Source organism: Wohlfahrtiimonas populi, from assembly GCF_002006795.1.
Classification (GTDB): domain Bacteria; phylum Pseudomonadota; class Gammaproteobacteria; order Cardiobacteriales; family Wohlfahrtiimonadaceae; genus Wohlfahrtiimonas; species Wohlfahrtiimonas populi.
On the sequence record NZ_MVDN01000005.1, the window covers coordinates 139620 to 153848 of the forward strand.

At 36.4% G+C, this 14229-nt stretch carries 14 protein-coding genes, 1 pseudogene and 2 riboswitches; of the genes and pseudogenes, 7 read left to right on the forward strand and 8 right to left on the reverse strand.

Features of this window, described 5'->3' with window-relative positions:
- Window positions 1-54: 54 nt before the first annotated feature.
- Both BZK16_RS07595 and BZK16_RS07600 read right to left on the reverse strand, forming a co-directional pair.
- Window positions 55-1902, reverse strand: coding sequence for a sensor histidine kinase (locus BZK16_RS07595; protein WP_077928294.1), 1848 nt, complete (start codon window positions 1900-1902; stop codon window positions 55-57).
- Window positions 1889-2575 (reverse strand): response regulator transcription factor, encoded by a 687-nt coding sequence (locus tag BZK16_RS07600; protein ID WP_077928295.1) that lies wholly within the window; start codon window positions 2573-2575, stop codon window positions 1889-1891. Before BZK16_RS07600 ends, BZK16_RS07595 begins: the two co-directional genes overlap by 14 nt.
- An 800-nt stretch (window positions 2576-3375) precedes the next feature.
- On the opposite strand from BZK16_RS07600, the gene BZK16_RS07605 reads away from it, so the two are divergent.
- Window positions 3376-4329: an SGNH/GDSL hydrolase family protein gene (locus BZK16_RS07605; RefSeq protein WP_456300691.1), complete on the forward strand. Its 954-nt coding sequence runs from the start codon at window positions 3376-3378 to the stop codon at window positions 4327-4329.
- A gap of 59 nt (window positions 4330-4388) precedes the next feature.
- Here the strand turns inward: BZK16_RS07605 and BZK16_RS07610 are convergent, their stop codons facing one another.
- Together BZK16_RS07610 and BZK16_RS07615 are read right to left on the reverse strand one after the other, a co-directional pair.
- On the reverse strand, window positions 4389-5090 hold the full coding sequence (locus BZK16_RS07610; protein WP_077928297.1) for a fumarylacetoacetate hydrolase family protein: 702 nt from the start codon (window positions 5088-5090) through the stop codon (window positions 4389-4391).
- 35 nt (window positions 5091-5125) lie between these two features.
- Window positions 5126-5815 (reverse strand): ArsR/SmtB family transcription factor, encoded by a 690-nt coding sequence (locus BZK16_RS07615; RefSeq protein WP_077928298.1) that lies wholly within the window; start codon window positions 5813-5815, stop codon window positions 5126-5128.
- A gap of 66 nt (window positions 5816-5881) precedes the next feature.
- Between BZK16_RS07615 and BZK16_RS07620 the strand changes: the two genes are divergently transcribed.
- From BZK16_RS07620 to BZK16_RS07630, 3 genes are all read left to right on the forward strand, one after another.
- Window positions 5882-6766, forward strand: coding sequence for a hypothetical protein (locus BZK16_RS07620; protein WP_077928299.1), 885 nt, complete (start codon window positions 5882-5884; stop codon window positions 6764-6766).
- Complete coding sequence (locus BZK16_RS07625) at window positions 6763-7107, forward strand: antibiotic biosynthesis monooxygenase family protein (protein ID WP_077928300.1); 345 nt, start codon at window positions 6763-6765, stop codon at window positions 7105-7107. The genes BZK16_RS07620 and BZK16_RS07625 overlap by 4 nt, the downstream gene beginning before the upstream one ends.
- Before the next feature lie 65 nt (window positions 7108-7172).
- A riboswitch (glycine riboswitch) is annotated at window positions 7173-7256 on the forward strand.
- Window positions 7257-7351: riboswitch (glycine riboswitch) on the forward strand. It begins immediately after the preceding riboswitch.
- Window positions 7352-7373: 22 nt separating this feature from the next.
- Window positions 7374-8003, forward strand: a complete 630-nt coding sequence (locus tag BZK16_RS07630; RefSeq protein ID WP_077928301.1) for a trimeric intracellular cation channel family protein — start codon at window positions 7374-7376, stop codon at window positions 8001-8003.
- 27 nt (window positions 8004-8030) lie between these two features.
- On the opposite strand, the gene BZK16_RS07635 is transcribed toward BZK16_RS07630, so the two are convergent.
- Window positions 8031-8279, reverse strand: coding sequence for an Lrp/AsnC family transcriptional regulator (locus BZK16_RS07635; protein ID WP_077928302.1), 249 nt, complete (start codon window positions 8277-8279; stop codon window positions 8031-8033).
- Between the two features lie 50 nt (window positions 8280-8329).
- The gene (locus BZK16_RS07640) at window positions 8330-8791 is read right to left on the reverse strand and encodes an Lrp/AsnC family transcriptional regulator (protein ID WP_077928303.1); all 462 of its coding nucleotides are present in this window, start codon (window positions 8789-8791) and stop codon (window positions 8330-8332) included.
- Window positions 8792-8976: 185 nt separating this feature from the next.
- Between BZK16_RS07640 and dpaL the strand changes: the two genes are divergently transcribed.
- The gene (gene dpaL / locus BZK16_RS07645; RefSeq protein ID WP_233145235.1) at window positions 8977-10167 is read left to right on the forward strand and encodes a diaminopropionate ammonia-lyase; all 1191 of its coding nucleotides are present in this window, start codon (window positions 8977-8979) and stop codon (window positions 10165-10167) included.
- Window positions 10168-10456: 289 nt separating this feature from the next.
- Here dpaL and BZK16_RS07650 read toward each other — a convergent pair whose 3' ends face one another.
- Window positions 10457-11200 (reverse strand): SDR family oxidoreductase, encoded by a 744-nt coding sequence (locus tag BZK16_RS07650; protein WP_077928305.1) that lies wholly within the window; start codon window positions 11198-11200, stop codon window positions 10457-10459.
- Window positions 11201-11329: 129 nt separating this feature from the next.
- On the opposite strand from BZK16_RS07650, the pseudogene BZK16_RS07655 reads away from it, so the two are divergent.
- A pseudogene (locus BZK16_RS07655) lies at window positions 11330-12331 on the forward strand (mechanosensitive ion channel family protein); the annotation flags it as partial.
- Between the two features lie 132 nt (window positions 12332-12463).
- Window positions 12464-13480, forward strand: coding sequence for a PTS transporter subunit IIC (locus tag BZK16_RS07660; RefSeq protein WP_077928307.1), 1017 nt, complete (start codon window positions 12464-12466; stop codon window positions 13478-13480).
- 39 nt (window positions 13481-13519) lie between these two features.
- Here the strand turns inward: BZK16_RS07660 and BZK16_RS07665 are convergent, their stop codons facing one another.
- Window positions 13520-14182 carry a hypothetical protein gene (locus tag BZK16_RS07665; protein ID WP_077928308.1) on the reverse strand — a complete coding sequence of 221 codons (663 nt, stop codon included), beginning with the start codon at window positions 14180-14182 and terminating at the stop codon, window positions 13520-13522.
- Window positions 14183-14229 lie beyond the last annotated feature (47 nt).

Here is a 14229-nt window from a genome sequence, read left to right on the forward strand (position 1 = left end):
GAATAATCTATCCGTGAGCATCTGTATAAGATGCTCATTTTTATTAATGTAAGATTAAATGATGATCTGAATCGTGGTTTGTTGAGGCTTCGAATGGATGAGTAGCTGACCATTTAATTGTTCAACACGGTTTTTAATGCTTTGTAAGCCGACGGAAATTCTAGAAGAAAAAACGCTGCTAACATCAAAGCCAACACCATTATCTTGAATGTTAAAGATGATTTTATCTTGATCATATTGAAATGTAATGTGAACTAAGCTGGCTTGGCTATGCTTAATAATATTGCTCATAGATTCTTCCAAAATGCGATAGAGCAAGCTGCACATTTTTGATGTTGGCTCAATTTTCCATTCTGATTCAATGTCCCAAATGACTTGAATAGAGAGTTCATTGAATAGCAGATTAAAACGATGGCGAAGCGGTGCTAACCATAATTCTGGTGATTCAGGCAAAGGTTGCTGATCACCTTTAAATAAGTCCACGATCTGTCTTAGATCATTATTTAAGGTCTTGAGCATCACTAAGACTTGAGATTTATTGAGATTATGATCTTTATGATAATTCACAGAGGTAATCGCATGAGTGAGCGTACTACCCAATCCATCATGGAGTTCATGGGATAAAGCCAACCGATTTTGTAACTGGTTATTCTCTAAAGCCAACTTGTGTTGTTGATTCAAAGAGCGCGCTAAGTCATGTGTTGTTTCAACTATTTTTTGGTTGAGCTCCTGATTAAATTGTTCGATGCGCTTTAGGCTTTTTGTTAAGTGCAGAGATAGCGTCACTGTGAAGAAAATGGAGATCAATCCTGATGAATATGGCAAAATTGATACATTTAGCGGGATAATTCTTAGTAAAGAGAGTAAGTCTACGACGCTTAATATCAAGCAACCAAAAACTGCAGTGGCCAATAAGTATGTTTCTAATGATCTTTTACGATATGAGAGGTATAAAACCACAAATAGATTGATAAAAAATATCAGGAAATTGCTATAAAAAGCTACTGCGGTTGTTCGTGCTAACAAATCATTAGGCGTGATAAAAATTGCGAATAAAAATATGCAGTTAAGCCCTAAAAAAGCTCGTTCAACCTTATGATATTTTTTCTGTAAAAATCGCCATGTGAATACGCAAAAACAATAAATATAAGCCAAGAAAAATGCCATATTCATCTGTAGAAAGATATAAGAATTTGGTAGTGGGCTAGTTTCTATTGCAAGGATGTTATAGATAAAACCTGACCAGAAAATAGTGCTTAAACCAAAAAAGCCAAACGCTTGTTCTTGTCGGCGAAAGAACCAGATACAGGTTGAAATTGCACCCAAAGTGAGGGATAAACAGACATTGATAATAAATATGGTGCGCTGTGCCCAAACATTCTCTTCATATATTTTAAATATTTGCGTAGTTTTACCTAATGTCATATCGCCAAGGCCTGGGGCATCAATAGCAAGTCCCGCAACATATACGTAAATGGAGTTATGTCCAATATGAATGCTTGAAGGGGAGATTGGCCAATACATTGGGTTATTCCAATTTCTGGAGAAAGGCTCAATAAGAGAATTATCTTGCCAAATAAGATCATGATTAATATAGACCTTACCAGTCATACTAATTCGATTGATAGTCAGAGATAATGCTTCAGGCACAGCATTTTTATTTGGGCAAATTAGCTGCCAATCTACGCGATACCAAACACCTTGTTGATTTGGCCAACGGTCTCTCCATGTATCCGGTAATCTTATTGGCAGCCAATTTTGGTTTTTGGCAGGAATGTGGTTGTATTCACCAGGAATAGCATAACTATCATTGATGATAACAGAACAAGTATCTTTAGCAAAAACAAAAGATATTGGTACGAATACTAGCAGTACAAACAAACATAGTCTAAATAATCCCATTGGCTTTTGCTTTCTGTGTGGCCATTATTCTATTAGAAACTAATAGTTTTTGATAGCAGTGGCGGATATGAGTTTCTACAGTATTCTTGGAAACAAATAAATGATCAGCTATTTCTTGGTTACTCATACCTCTAGCAATGAGCTGTAAAACTTCAGTTTCTTTTTCTGTTAAATTAAAACTGTTAGTTGCCACTGTTGAAGTATTTTTTGGTTGATTAAATTGATCGTGTGATGATTGCTGGATTAAATATTGCGCAATGAAAGGATCAATTGGTGAACCACCTCGCAACACACTGCGAATAGCCAATACAATTTCTAGATCCTCTCGCTCTTTTAATAGATAGCCAATTGCTCCTTTTTTAATTGCATTTAAAATAGTTATTTCATCACACCAAGCGGAGATGACGATGATTGGCATCTCTGATTTCTTTTGTAATAAAATTTCTACAACGTTCAAGCCATTACCATCAGGTAAGTGCAGGTCGATCAATGCGAGTTCAGGTGTAATATGTTGTAATTGCTTTTGGAAATCATGCAGTGATCTAGATAAATGCAGTTCACTTTTTAGGTAGCCAATGCTCGTTAATATTTGTATTAATCTGTCAGCCATGATTTTATTGTCCTCAAGAATGAAGACAGGTTTTAAAAGTGAGATGGGGTCTAATGGCTGCATAAAATATGTGATGTCCTCTTTAAGCAATACATTAAGTATGACATTAAATAAAATTACTTTATATAAAGGTAACCATTTTAACCAAAATAAATTATTTAAGTATAATTTTTCATAATTATTTTTAATAATGAATATCTATAGTGTTAATTAGATCTGCATAATATATAATTTGTTGTATTTTTGTTGTATTAAAGAATATAAAGTAGTGATTTGTATATTTTCTTAAAGTTATTCGAATAGTGGCAATGACAAAAATCATTTATAGAGTTCAAGTAATGTAGAAATAAAAAATTTTTCTAATATATTGAAAGCATCCATCAACAGAGTAGAATACTGCGCAAAATAATTACAATATTATTTGATGTAGTATGTGTAGCTATATTTTCTGAAGGTCGTAAAATATTAACACTTACCAAGAGTTAGTTGTTTAGATTCAGGGGTAATAAATGAAAAAGGTAGTGAAAAGCTGTGGAATAGTGGCAGTTGCAGCAATGCTGTCGAGTTGTCAAACTTTTGATCTCGACCGCGACTATGGCATTATCGATTATGGTAACCATAATAGCGAGCTTTTGAAAAATAAAATGCACCGATTGTTGATAGAAAAAAATACTGTTGTCAGTATTGTTCAATTTGGTGATGCACATACATCCACAGGCTATTTNTATGGTAACCATAATAGCGAGCTTTTGAAAAATAAAATGCACCGATTGTTGATAGAAAAAAATACTGTTGTCAGTATTGTTCAATTTGGTGATGCACATACATCCACAGGCTATTTTACGGAAACTCTTCGTAATTTGATGCAACAAAGGTTTGGTGATGCGGGTGTTGGTTGGGTAACACCTGTCGGTATTACTGAACAAAAAGATATCACAGTGAAGCGGAGTGCGTATCAATGGGATATTATTAGCAGTCGTACTACGTTACAAGCAGATTTCCCAATGGGTGGCTATATTGCCAAACCTAAGCGTAATGGTGCCGAGATTAAAGTTGTTTTGAACTCAGCGAAGCGTGATAAAGGTTTGTGGGATATTCGTTTGATGGTGAAAAGCAAGACTACAGTTCCAATCTCTATCATAGATTCTGAAGGTCATGCAGATTTAACTTATAGCATGATGAATTTAGTACCTGATCAATGGCGTGTAATGAATGCAGTAACCACGATGCCATTTACCATTAAAGCAGATAATTCAGTTGAATTGGGTGGATTGTGGATTCAGAAGCATGATCAGGCTGGTGTCATCGTCTCAGCAATAGGGATGAAGGAAGCTCAATTGATCACTTGGAATCAGTGGTCACCACAATGGCTATCAGAATTGCAAACAACCAATAGTGATTTAGTCATTTTGGAATATGGTACAAATGAAGCTTTTGATGAAAAATTAGATGTTAAAGAATATCGTAAGAATTTAATTTCTAGTGTTAAACGCATTCGTAAACAATTACCCAATGCTGTGATTTTATTAATGAGCCCACCAGATTTAATGATAAAAGGAAAGACGCAAGGCTCATGTGTTGAACGTATGCCAATATCTTATGAAAACGTAAAATCTACTCAAGTTGCTGTGGCTCAATCTGAAAATTTATTATATTGGGATTGGCAGAAAGCAATGGGTGGTAATTGTAATATTGCCAAATGGTATACTGAAGGCCTAGCTGAGAAAGACCTTATTCACTTAACACCATTAGGTTATGAGATTAGCGCAGAGATGTTGTATAAATCATTGCTAAAATATTGGGGTATTTCTAAGTAATTAAAATATTTTGAGCATAAGAAAAGCCAATCTGAAGAGATTGGCTTTTTCACGTTTTATTATTTAATAATTTTCACTAATAATTCACCAACACCTTTTACAAATCCTATAATTTGATCATCAGGTTGAACAGCACCGACACCTTCTGGTGTGCCAGTCATAATAATATCACCAGGTTGTAACGTATATAATGTGGATAAATGCTCAATAATTTCATTCACATTCCAAATCATATTATTCAAATCAGAAGATTGGCGAACTTCGCCATTCACTTCTAATTCAATTATACCTTCGGTAATTTCACCTGATTGGGCTATCGCGATGATTTCAGACAAAATGGCAGAGTTCTCAAAATCTTTCGCAATATCCCAAGGATGGCGATTATCTTTTGCTTTGGCTTGAAGATCACGGCGAGTCATATCTAAACCACAACCATAACCAAAGATATGATTCACAGCATCTTGCTGAGAAATATTGGCACCGCTCTTCCCAATGGCAACAACGAACTCCATTTCATAATGGAGATTATCTGTACGTGTTGGATAAGGCATTTCAGAGCCATTTGGCACATAGCTACTTGGATGTTTTAAAAAGTAGAAAGGTTCTTGCTGCGTTTTATCCACAGTTGTGCCCATTTCTTTCGCATGTGCCATGTAATTACGACCAACACAAAATATACGATGAATAGGGAATAATTGAGTTGTGCCTTTAACTGGAATGGCAACTGGTTCAGCGGGTTGAAATATATATTGTTTTGTCATGATTGCTCCTTGGGTGAATTTTTATCATATAAATCTTAAGTGGGGTAATCAATCCCAAAATATCGTTTGAGTGCAATTTTACCTTGCTCAGTCCAAACGGCTTCACGAGTTTGTGGATAACGTTGAATCCAGCCCTTTTGTTCAAATAATTTTAAAAGTTGTTGTGCCAATTGCCCACTTAAATGAGGCTTTCTTTCGCTCCAATCTAAGCAATCATAAGCAAGCTTAGAGTTTTGTAGATTGATGTTTTTTATAGCTAATCCAATATTGTTTAACTGAGTTTTCCCAAGCTCTGTCACATGATAATGTTGCTCACCTATAATCCACTGTTTTTGAATCATGGCTTGTCGAATTTGCACAGCAATTGTACCCGCCAGATGCTGATAACAGCTTCGGGATAAGCGCAATGATAATGGCGTTGAACTTTTGATAGCATCATTCTGTGGCACTGAAAATGACATCAAAGTTTCCAATAATTGTGCAACTTCATCATTAACTAAGCAAAAGTAACGATGACGGCCCTGCTGAATCAGCTTAATTAAGCCTTGATTTTGTAATTTATTCAAATGAGCACTGGTTGTGGATGGTGCAATTTCTGCAATTGTACTCAATTCTGTTGCTGTATAGGCTTTGCCATCCATTAATCCGCATAGAATTTTAGCGCGCGAAGGATCCGCGATTGCTGTAGCTACGATTGATAGATGTTGGTGAATGTCTGTAGTCATATTTCGTTCGTGAGCGAAGTCTGAGAGAACGTGATGTTGCACAATAGCATATCACTTAGGAGAATTATGATGATATGTCCGTTTAAATCAGATGTTTTACACAATACTATGAATATTTTGCAGGATGCGACCTACAAAGTTAGGCCGCAAAATGAAGATGTACCAAAACTATTTCAAGGATTATTTATTGGTGAAGTTTTTGGTACTTTAGTTCGTATGAATGATGGTGAGCATCATTGCATATTAAAATTAGCAGTATCTCAAGCCTTGGATCATTTTGATGAGCAATATATTCAACAGCAAACAGAGCAGGTGATTCAATCTTCAAAAATTATGATTGATTCACCTGAAATGTTAACTCAAGCGATACAAACATGGCCAATTATGGTAGTTTCTGAGCAAATAGGTTTATATGTTGATGATGAATTGCTAAAGCATGTAGAGATTTTTGTGAATTGTATGAGTAATCCTTTTTTAAAGGAAACTATTCACAATGGTAATGAGTCCACAATGTGGTTACATCAACGTATTCAGTTAGTGAATGGTTCACTGAAGCAGCAATTAATTGAACATTGTGCCAAGCAAAATATTACAGATTCATTGATCATTAATAGCAATCTCTTAGGATTTTTCTTTCAAACATTGGATGGTACAAGTGGATTGATAGGATTAACATTATTAGAATCACAGTTATTATCCATTAAAAATACACGGCGCTTTCTAGGGGACGAAATGGTTGTATTACCATTGCAAGATGATGAGGAAAGTTTACCATTTGGTATAGGTGCTCATTGTTGCCCTGGAACATTATGGGCTAAAGTTATAACAGCAACAGTTATAAGATATTTGAAGCAATTGCCAATTCAAAAAGAATGGCTGCAAAACTATGAATGGAAAGCATCCATGAATGCAAATGTGCCATTATTTAAATCTACAGGAGCAAGAAAATGATCGCGGTAATTTTTGAATTAAAGGCGAACGAAGGATATCAACAAGAATATTTAGACATCGCAGCAGAATTAAAACCATTATTAAGTGAAATTTCAGGATTCATTTCGATTGAGCGATTTCAAAGTTTGTCTGATCCTACGAAATTGTTATCGCTCTCTTTTTGGGAAGATGAAGATGCTATTCAACAATGGCGTAATTTAGAATCTCATAGAATGGCTCAGCATAAAGGGAGAAACTCAATTCTTCAACATTATCGCTTGCGTATTGCACATGTTTTACGTGATTATGGCTTAGATGAACGAGACTTGGCACCTGAAGATAGTCGAAAATACCATCAATAAATGGCTGATTATCGAAAGATTTTTCTTTGTCATGGGCTTCCCAAAACATAGGCAATCCGTATAATATTCAGCTTGCAGGAGAGAGAGATTAACTCCGCCGAAGGCGCAAACTCCCATAAACGCTCAGGCTCATGTACTGCAATCACTTAATTGTGCCAACTGGAGAGAGAAACGATGTTTCCACCGAAGGAGCAAACAGCGAAAGCTGCATAAACTCTCAGGTACCAAGGACAGAGGGAGGGGCAAAATACTCAATAGGAGTTTTTGTGCTTTTCTATATCTATATCGTAGCAATTACAGCAGAAGCAATGTCAGGTGCGCTCGCAGCAGGTAGGCGCAATATGGACATGTTTGGTGTGGCACTCATCGCATTTTTAACAGCTTTAGGCGGTGGAACAATGCGCGATATTATCCTCGGCAATTATCCAATTTCTTGGACACAGCATCCGCCCTATATCTATTTAACGATTTCAGCAGGTTTGTTAACAATGCTTGTTGCCCGCTATATGCAACGTTTGAACAGTATGTTCTTGGTATTGGATGCGATGGGCTTAATTGCATTTACCATTATTGGTTGTAATGTCGCTTTGAATTTAGAGCCTCAATATCATTACAGCACTGTCGTTGTGATTATGGCAGGCATGATGACCGGCGTTGGTGGTGGGATTTTTAGGGATATTCTCTGTAATCGTACACCACAAGTTTTGCGTCATGAATTGTATGCCAGTGTTTCACTGTTAGTTGCGTTGTTGTATTTGGGGTTAAAATATTTGGGTATCAATGAAAATATTAATATGAGTGTTTCATTTGTGGTGGGTTTAAGCATCCGTTTAGCTGCCATTAAATGGAATTGGTCATTACCCGTATTTTCATATTCACCCAGTAAGTGGAAGTAACATGAAAAGGCGCAATAAGCGCCTTTTTTATTCAATCAGCACATCAGAATCTGCTTTAAAACTTTTGATGACAACAGTTGTTTGAAATTTACTGATATTGGGATCCTGTAAAAAGTATTGATGTGAGAGTGCTTCATACTCTTCCATATCGATCAGGTTTAAAATCAATAAATAATCAAAATTACCTGCCACATAATGCACATGTTGAATGCCAGGAATGGACATAAATATACGGCGATGATGATCTAAAATATGCGCTTCTTCCTGCTTNTTCATATTCACCCAGTAAGTGGAAGTAACATGAAAAGGCGCAATAAGCGCCTTTTTTATTCAATCAGCACATCAGAATCTGCTTTAAAACTTTTGATGACAACAGTTGTTTGAAATTTACTGATATTGGGATCCTGTAAAAAGTATTGATGTGAGAGTGCTTCATACTCTTCCATATCGATCAGGTTTAAAATCAATAAATAATCAAAATTACCTGCCACATAATGCACATGTTGAATGCCAGGAATGGACATAAATATACGGCGATGATGATCTAAAATATGCGCTTCTTCCTGCTTTAAAGTGATTTCAACAATAATAGTGATGGGGCGACCAACTTTTTTCGCATTAATGGTTGCTTTGTGGGCTTCAATGATCCCGGCGACCTCTAAGTCTTTAATGCGACGATTGATGGCAGATGCTGATAAATTAATGCGATCAGAAAGATCTCGCTGAGAAATTTTATTGTTCTTTTGCAATTCTCTTAAAATCTTCTTATCAAACTCATCTAAAATCATTATGGATATCCTTTAATCATACTTGCCAGAACATTGTTGCATTTAGATGGACGATTTTCACCAAACTCTCTCTTTTATAGCAACATTTCCAACTTTCCACTAGTAGAGATTAGGTAATCTATTAATAACACAAGCATTGCATGATTAAAGGAGTAATTGTGGTGAGAGATATTTTAAACTATCAAATGAATGAGCAAAAAAAGTCATATTGTGATGATTACGTTTTAGCATTATTAGATCAAAAAGAAGCTGCGAAGGTGCTGTGCTTTCATAGTAATTTTCGTGAATATACTCAAACACCTTTGGTGTCATTACCAAATTTAAGCAAATATTTAGGAGTGGAGATAATTCATGTTAAGGATGAATCTAAACGTTTTGGCTTAAATGCTTTTAAAGTTTTAGGTGGTGCATATGCTATTGGGAAATTTTTGGCACAAAAATTAAATCGTGATATTGAATCATTGACGTTTGAAGAATTAGTTTCTCCAAGTATTAAAACACAATTAGGTGATATGACATTTGTAACCGCAACAGATGGAAATCACGGGCGTGGTGTCGCATGGGCAGCGAATCAGTTGGGGCAAAAGGCTGTTGTGTATATGCCAAAAGGTTCGTGTGAAAATCGTGCTCAGAATATTCGCAATCATGGTGCTGAATGCATTATTACAGATTTGAATTATGATGGTGCTGTGCGTTTAGCTAACCAAATGGCTGAAAAAAAGGGCTGGATTATGGTGCAAGATACAGCGTGGGATGGATATGAGGAAATCCCCACTTGGATTATGCAAGGCTATATGACTTTGGCACATGAAGCTTTACAACAATTGCAAGATGCACAAACTTCACTGCCAACGCATATTTTTCTACAAGCTGGCGTTGGTTCATTTGCTGGTGCAGTCGCAGGTTTCTTTATACAAAATATGAAGGAAAATACGCCAATCATTGTTGTAATGGAGCCACATCAGTCAAATTGCTTATATCTCTCTGCTGTTGCTAATGATGGTCAACCACATAAGGTTGATGGTGATATGTTGACATTGATGGCAGGTTTAGCATGTGGCGAGCCAAATACAGTCAGTTGGCCAATTTTACGTGATTATGCAACATGTTTTTTATCAGTGGATGATGCTTTGAGTGCGAATGGGATGCGAATTTTAGCAGCGCCAAAATTGGGTGATTCATCCATTATTTCTGGTGAATCAGGTGCAATTGGTGCGGGTGTTTTGTATGAATTGATGAAGAAAGATAAATATCAAGATTTAAGAGAATCACTCTCTTTAGACAATCATGCACATATTCTATTGATCAGCACAGAAGGTGATACTTCCCCTGAAATTTATGAAGATATTGTGTGGTTAGGGCGCAATCAATATTAAAAAAAATCCCCTTTTTTCAAAGGGGGAACTTAGTGAAGGCGGTGAAATACGTTACTAGTTTGTAGTAATCGTCATAAAATTTGTTTTTTTATAAGTTTTACATAGTTATCTTTCATAAAAGATAATTATATGTAGTTTTTTTGTAATAAATATAATTACCGCTATTTGAGAAAAATTGCAATAAGAAATATTTAATTAGTAGCTAACTGATTGTTTTTCAGAAAAATAAAACCCTACCTCACGGTAGGGTTTGCATTATGTGTGAGATTACAGAAAGTTTCAATCTAATTTAAATAGTAAAACCACCATCCATATTCAACGATGATCCTGTCATATAACCTGCTTCAGGTGAGATTAACCACATGACTAACGATGCGATTTCTTCTGCTTTTTCATATCGACCAATGGGTAGGAATTGTTTAAGTGCATCTGCAAAATCTCCAGTATCAGGATTCATATCAGTATTGATAGGGCCAGGTTGAATATTATTCACTGTGATTTGTCGCGGCGCTAAATCTCGTGCCATTCCTTTGGTTAAACCGACAACAGCGGCTTTACTCATACCATAAATTGCACCACCTTCAAATGGAATGCGTTCAGAGTTCACGCTGCCAATATTAATGATTCGTCCACCATTTGGCATATAAGGAAGAGCTTCTCGGCTTGTGATCATTAAGCTACGAACATTAATGGCAATGGTTTTATCAAATTCTACGGTATCAATTTTATCAATAGTGCTTACAGCAAGATAGCCAGCATTATTGATCACAAAATTAATATGCCCGAAAGCCTTAACCGTTTTTTGAATGGCGACTTGCAAAGCTTGTTCATCCGCGCTATCAGCTTGTATTACGAGGATTGAAACAGGTTGATCAGGTTTTTGTAAGGCATGAACCATTGCATCTGCTTGTTCTTTTGATTTCTGATAAGTAAAAGCAACAGCAATACCTGCATGATGCAATGCTTCTACAGTTGCTTTGCCAATACCATGATAACCACCTTGTACAAATGCAACAGAATGATTGGAAGACATTTCATACTTCTAAAGGTTAAAATTCATAGGACTGAAGTCTAGCAATCCTGAAAAGTAATCTGTATCAGATTAGAATGAATGGACTATTCTAGATTTAGAATAAATAAAAACAGCTTAAATAGGTAATTTATGATTGAAGCATTATTAGTGAAATATGCAGTAGGTGGCGGAACGATTCTGATTGGAATGTTCTTTTATTTAATTTTTACATTCATTGGTCGTCGATATAAAGAACAGAAAAAAGGGATTGCTGCTCGCGTCACCAAGTCATTAATATTGTGTGGTGTGATTATAATCATTGCTCAATACATTATGCTGGCGTTGATTGATTTTGAGATTAAAGCAATTACACCAATGATGGTCAGAGTTGTGACAAGTATTATTATTGTCAGTATTTTATTGAACCGCTTATTCCAGATCATTAATCGACTAGAAGCTGCTCAGATCAAAAAACATGGTGATCCAACTTCTGCCAAAATCATAGCGCGGGTTTTTAAAATTGCTATTTTCATGGTGATTGTTCTGCTATTTGGTGAGCATTTTGGCATGAGTTTATCGGGCTTAATGGCATTTGGTGGTATCGGTGGTATTGCCATTGGTATGGCAGGTAAAGATATCCTCAGTAACTTCTTTTCAGGTGTCATGCTCTATTTTGATCGCCCATTCAATATTGGTGATTGGATTAGCTCACCTGATCGTCAAATTGAAGGAACGGTAGTGGAAGTTGGTTGGCGCTTAACAAAGATCATGACGTTTGATCATCGCCCTTTATATGTGCCAAATGCTGCATTCTCTTCCATCAGCGTGGAAAACCCAGGTCGAATGACGAATCGACGCATTAAAACAGAGATTGGCTTGCGCTATGAAGATGCTGACAAAATTGGTGTGATTGTTAATGATATTCGCACAATGTTGGAGCAAGATATCAAAATCGACCAAAACCAAACATTATTGGTGTACTTTAACGAATTTGCAGGTTCTTCCTTAAATATCATGATCTACTGCTTCACTAAAACTACAAAATGGGCAGAATGGTTAGCTGCACAGCAAGATGTTTATTTAAAAATGATTGAAATTGTACATAAACATGGCGCAGATTTTGCATTTCCGTCCCAAACTATTTATGTGGATCCAAGTAGCCGAGCGCCGATTAATATCGCATCGCCAGTGTCGACAGCATCTGTTCAGCCACAAGCGCAGGCGGAAAACCAAAATCCAAATTAATTGTTTTTTTAAGGTAGATAACGTGATGGGAGAATCACAATGTTGGAATATTTAAAAAGAAAAGGTGTGATGTGCTCCTCACGCGTTTATTTTATTGATGCATTGAGTTATATGGCGCTCGGCCTATTCTCATCATTATTAATCGGTTTAATCATTAAAACCATTGGTACACAATTATCTTTGGATAAATTTGTAGAATTGGGCTCATTTGCAATGGATAGTAAAATTGTGGGAGCTGCAATTGGTGTTGCTGTTGCAATGGCGTTAAAAGCACCACCTTTATTATTATTCAGTGCAGTTTTTGTTGGGGCTTTTGGCAATGGTATTGCGGGCGTTGCAGGCAGTTATTTTGCTGTGTTAGTGACAGTCGAATTAGCAAAGCTTATCTATCAAACAACTAAATTGGATATCTTATTGATCCCATTTTTTATGATCATGATGGGCTATTTCAGCTCAACATTGATCGGAGTTCCGCTCAATGAATTGATGAATTATTTGGGCAATACAATCAACTGGGCAACCACACAGCATCCATTTGTGATGTCGATGGTTGTAGCAACTGTGATGGGTTTAGCATTAACAGCACCAATTTCTAGTGCAGCATTGTCATTTATGTTGGGTTTAGATGGTGTTGCAGCTGGTGCCGCTGTGATTGGTTGTAGCGCACAAATGGTGGGTTTTGCTTCCATGAGCTATCGTGAAAATGGTATTTCTGGTGCGATCGCACAAGGCATTGGCACTTCAATGTTACAGATTGGTAATATTGTTAAAAATCCTTTGATCCTAGTGCCACCAACAATCGCAGGCTTAATCACAGCACCGATTGCGATTGTATTTTTCCAAATGATTAACAATAAAGCTGGTGCAGGTATGGGTACAAGTGGTTTTGTTGGACAATTTATGGCATTTGAAACAATGGGTTTTTCCACAAGAACAACCTTATTAGTTGCAATATTCCATATGATTTTACCGATAGCAATTAGTTTATTAGTTGCCTATTGGATGAGAAAAAAATCATGGATTAAAGAGGGTGATTTAACCCTGAAATTAAACTAATAAAAAAGCGCTGTTAGGCGCTTTTTTATTGAGAAACATTTATTTCATAATGATGGCAGATGCGGTCGCACAATCAAAAGGTACAGGATCAATGCTGTTACGATCATTGGCTTGATCATTCATGATTGTGTTGGCGATGACTAATGATGCAAAGCCATCATCAAAGCAAGATTCTGTCTTAAATTGTAAAACAACAAAAGGCTTGAATTCATAATCAACATAGACTTTATCTTGGCTCGATGCGTAGATATCACTTGGATGCAATGTCATGTGCGGTACTTTTAAAAGATCTGTGCCGTATTGTTCTTTATATTCAGCTAATGTGAGCCATTGATCTTTGCGATTAGCTTTTACATTACAAGCAGTAAAGCCTTCAGTTAAATCATCAGTTTCACATGCTTGGGCAAACCATTTATCTTGTATTTGGCGCTTTGCCCAATAGGCTTCTTCTGAATTTGCTGTTGTCAGATCAAGAATATCTTGTGTTAAAGCGATGTATTTACCATCTTTAAAAACACCCAGGCCAGAAATTAGTGGATGTGCTGTATGCGCACCTGTTGGGTTTTCTGTGAGAATGTATTTATACAGTAGTTCGCTTTGATCATTGATGGATAAAGGCTGAATGCGAGCATCCACCATGGATGGTCCAGTTGCAAATGCAAAAGATGATAATAACGAAGCCAATGCTAATGATTTTTTCATAATTATAAATTCCCTCGCGAGATCACTCTAATGTTAATTCTTGTTGA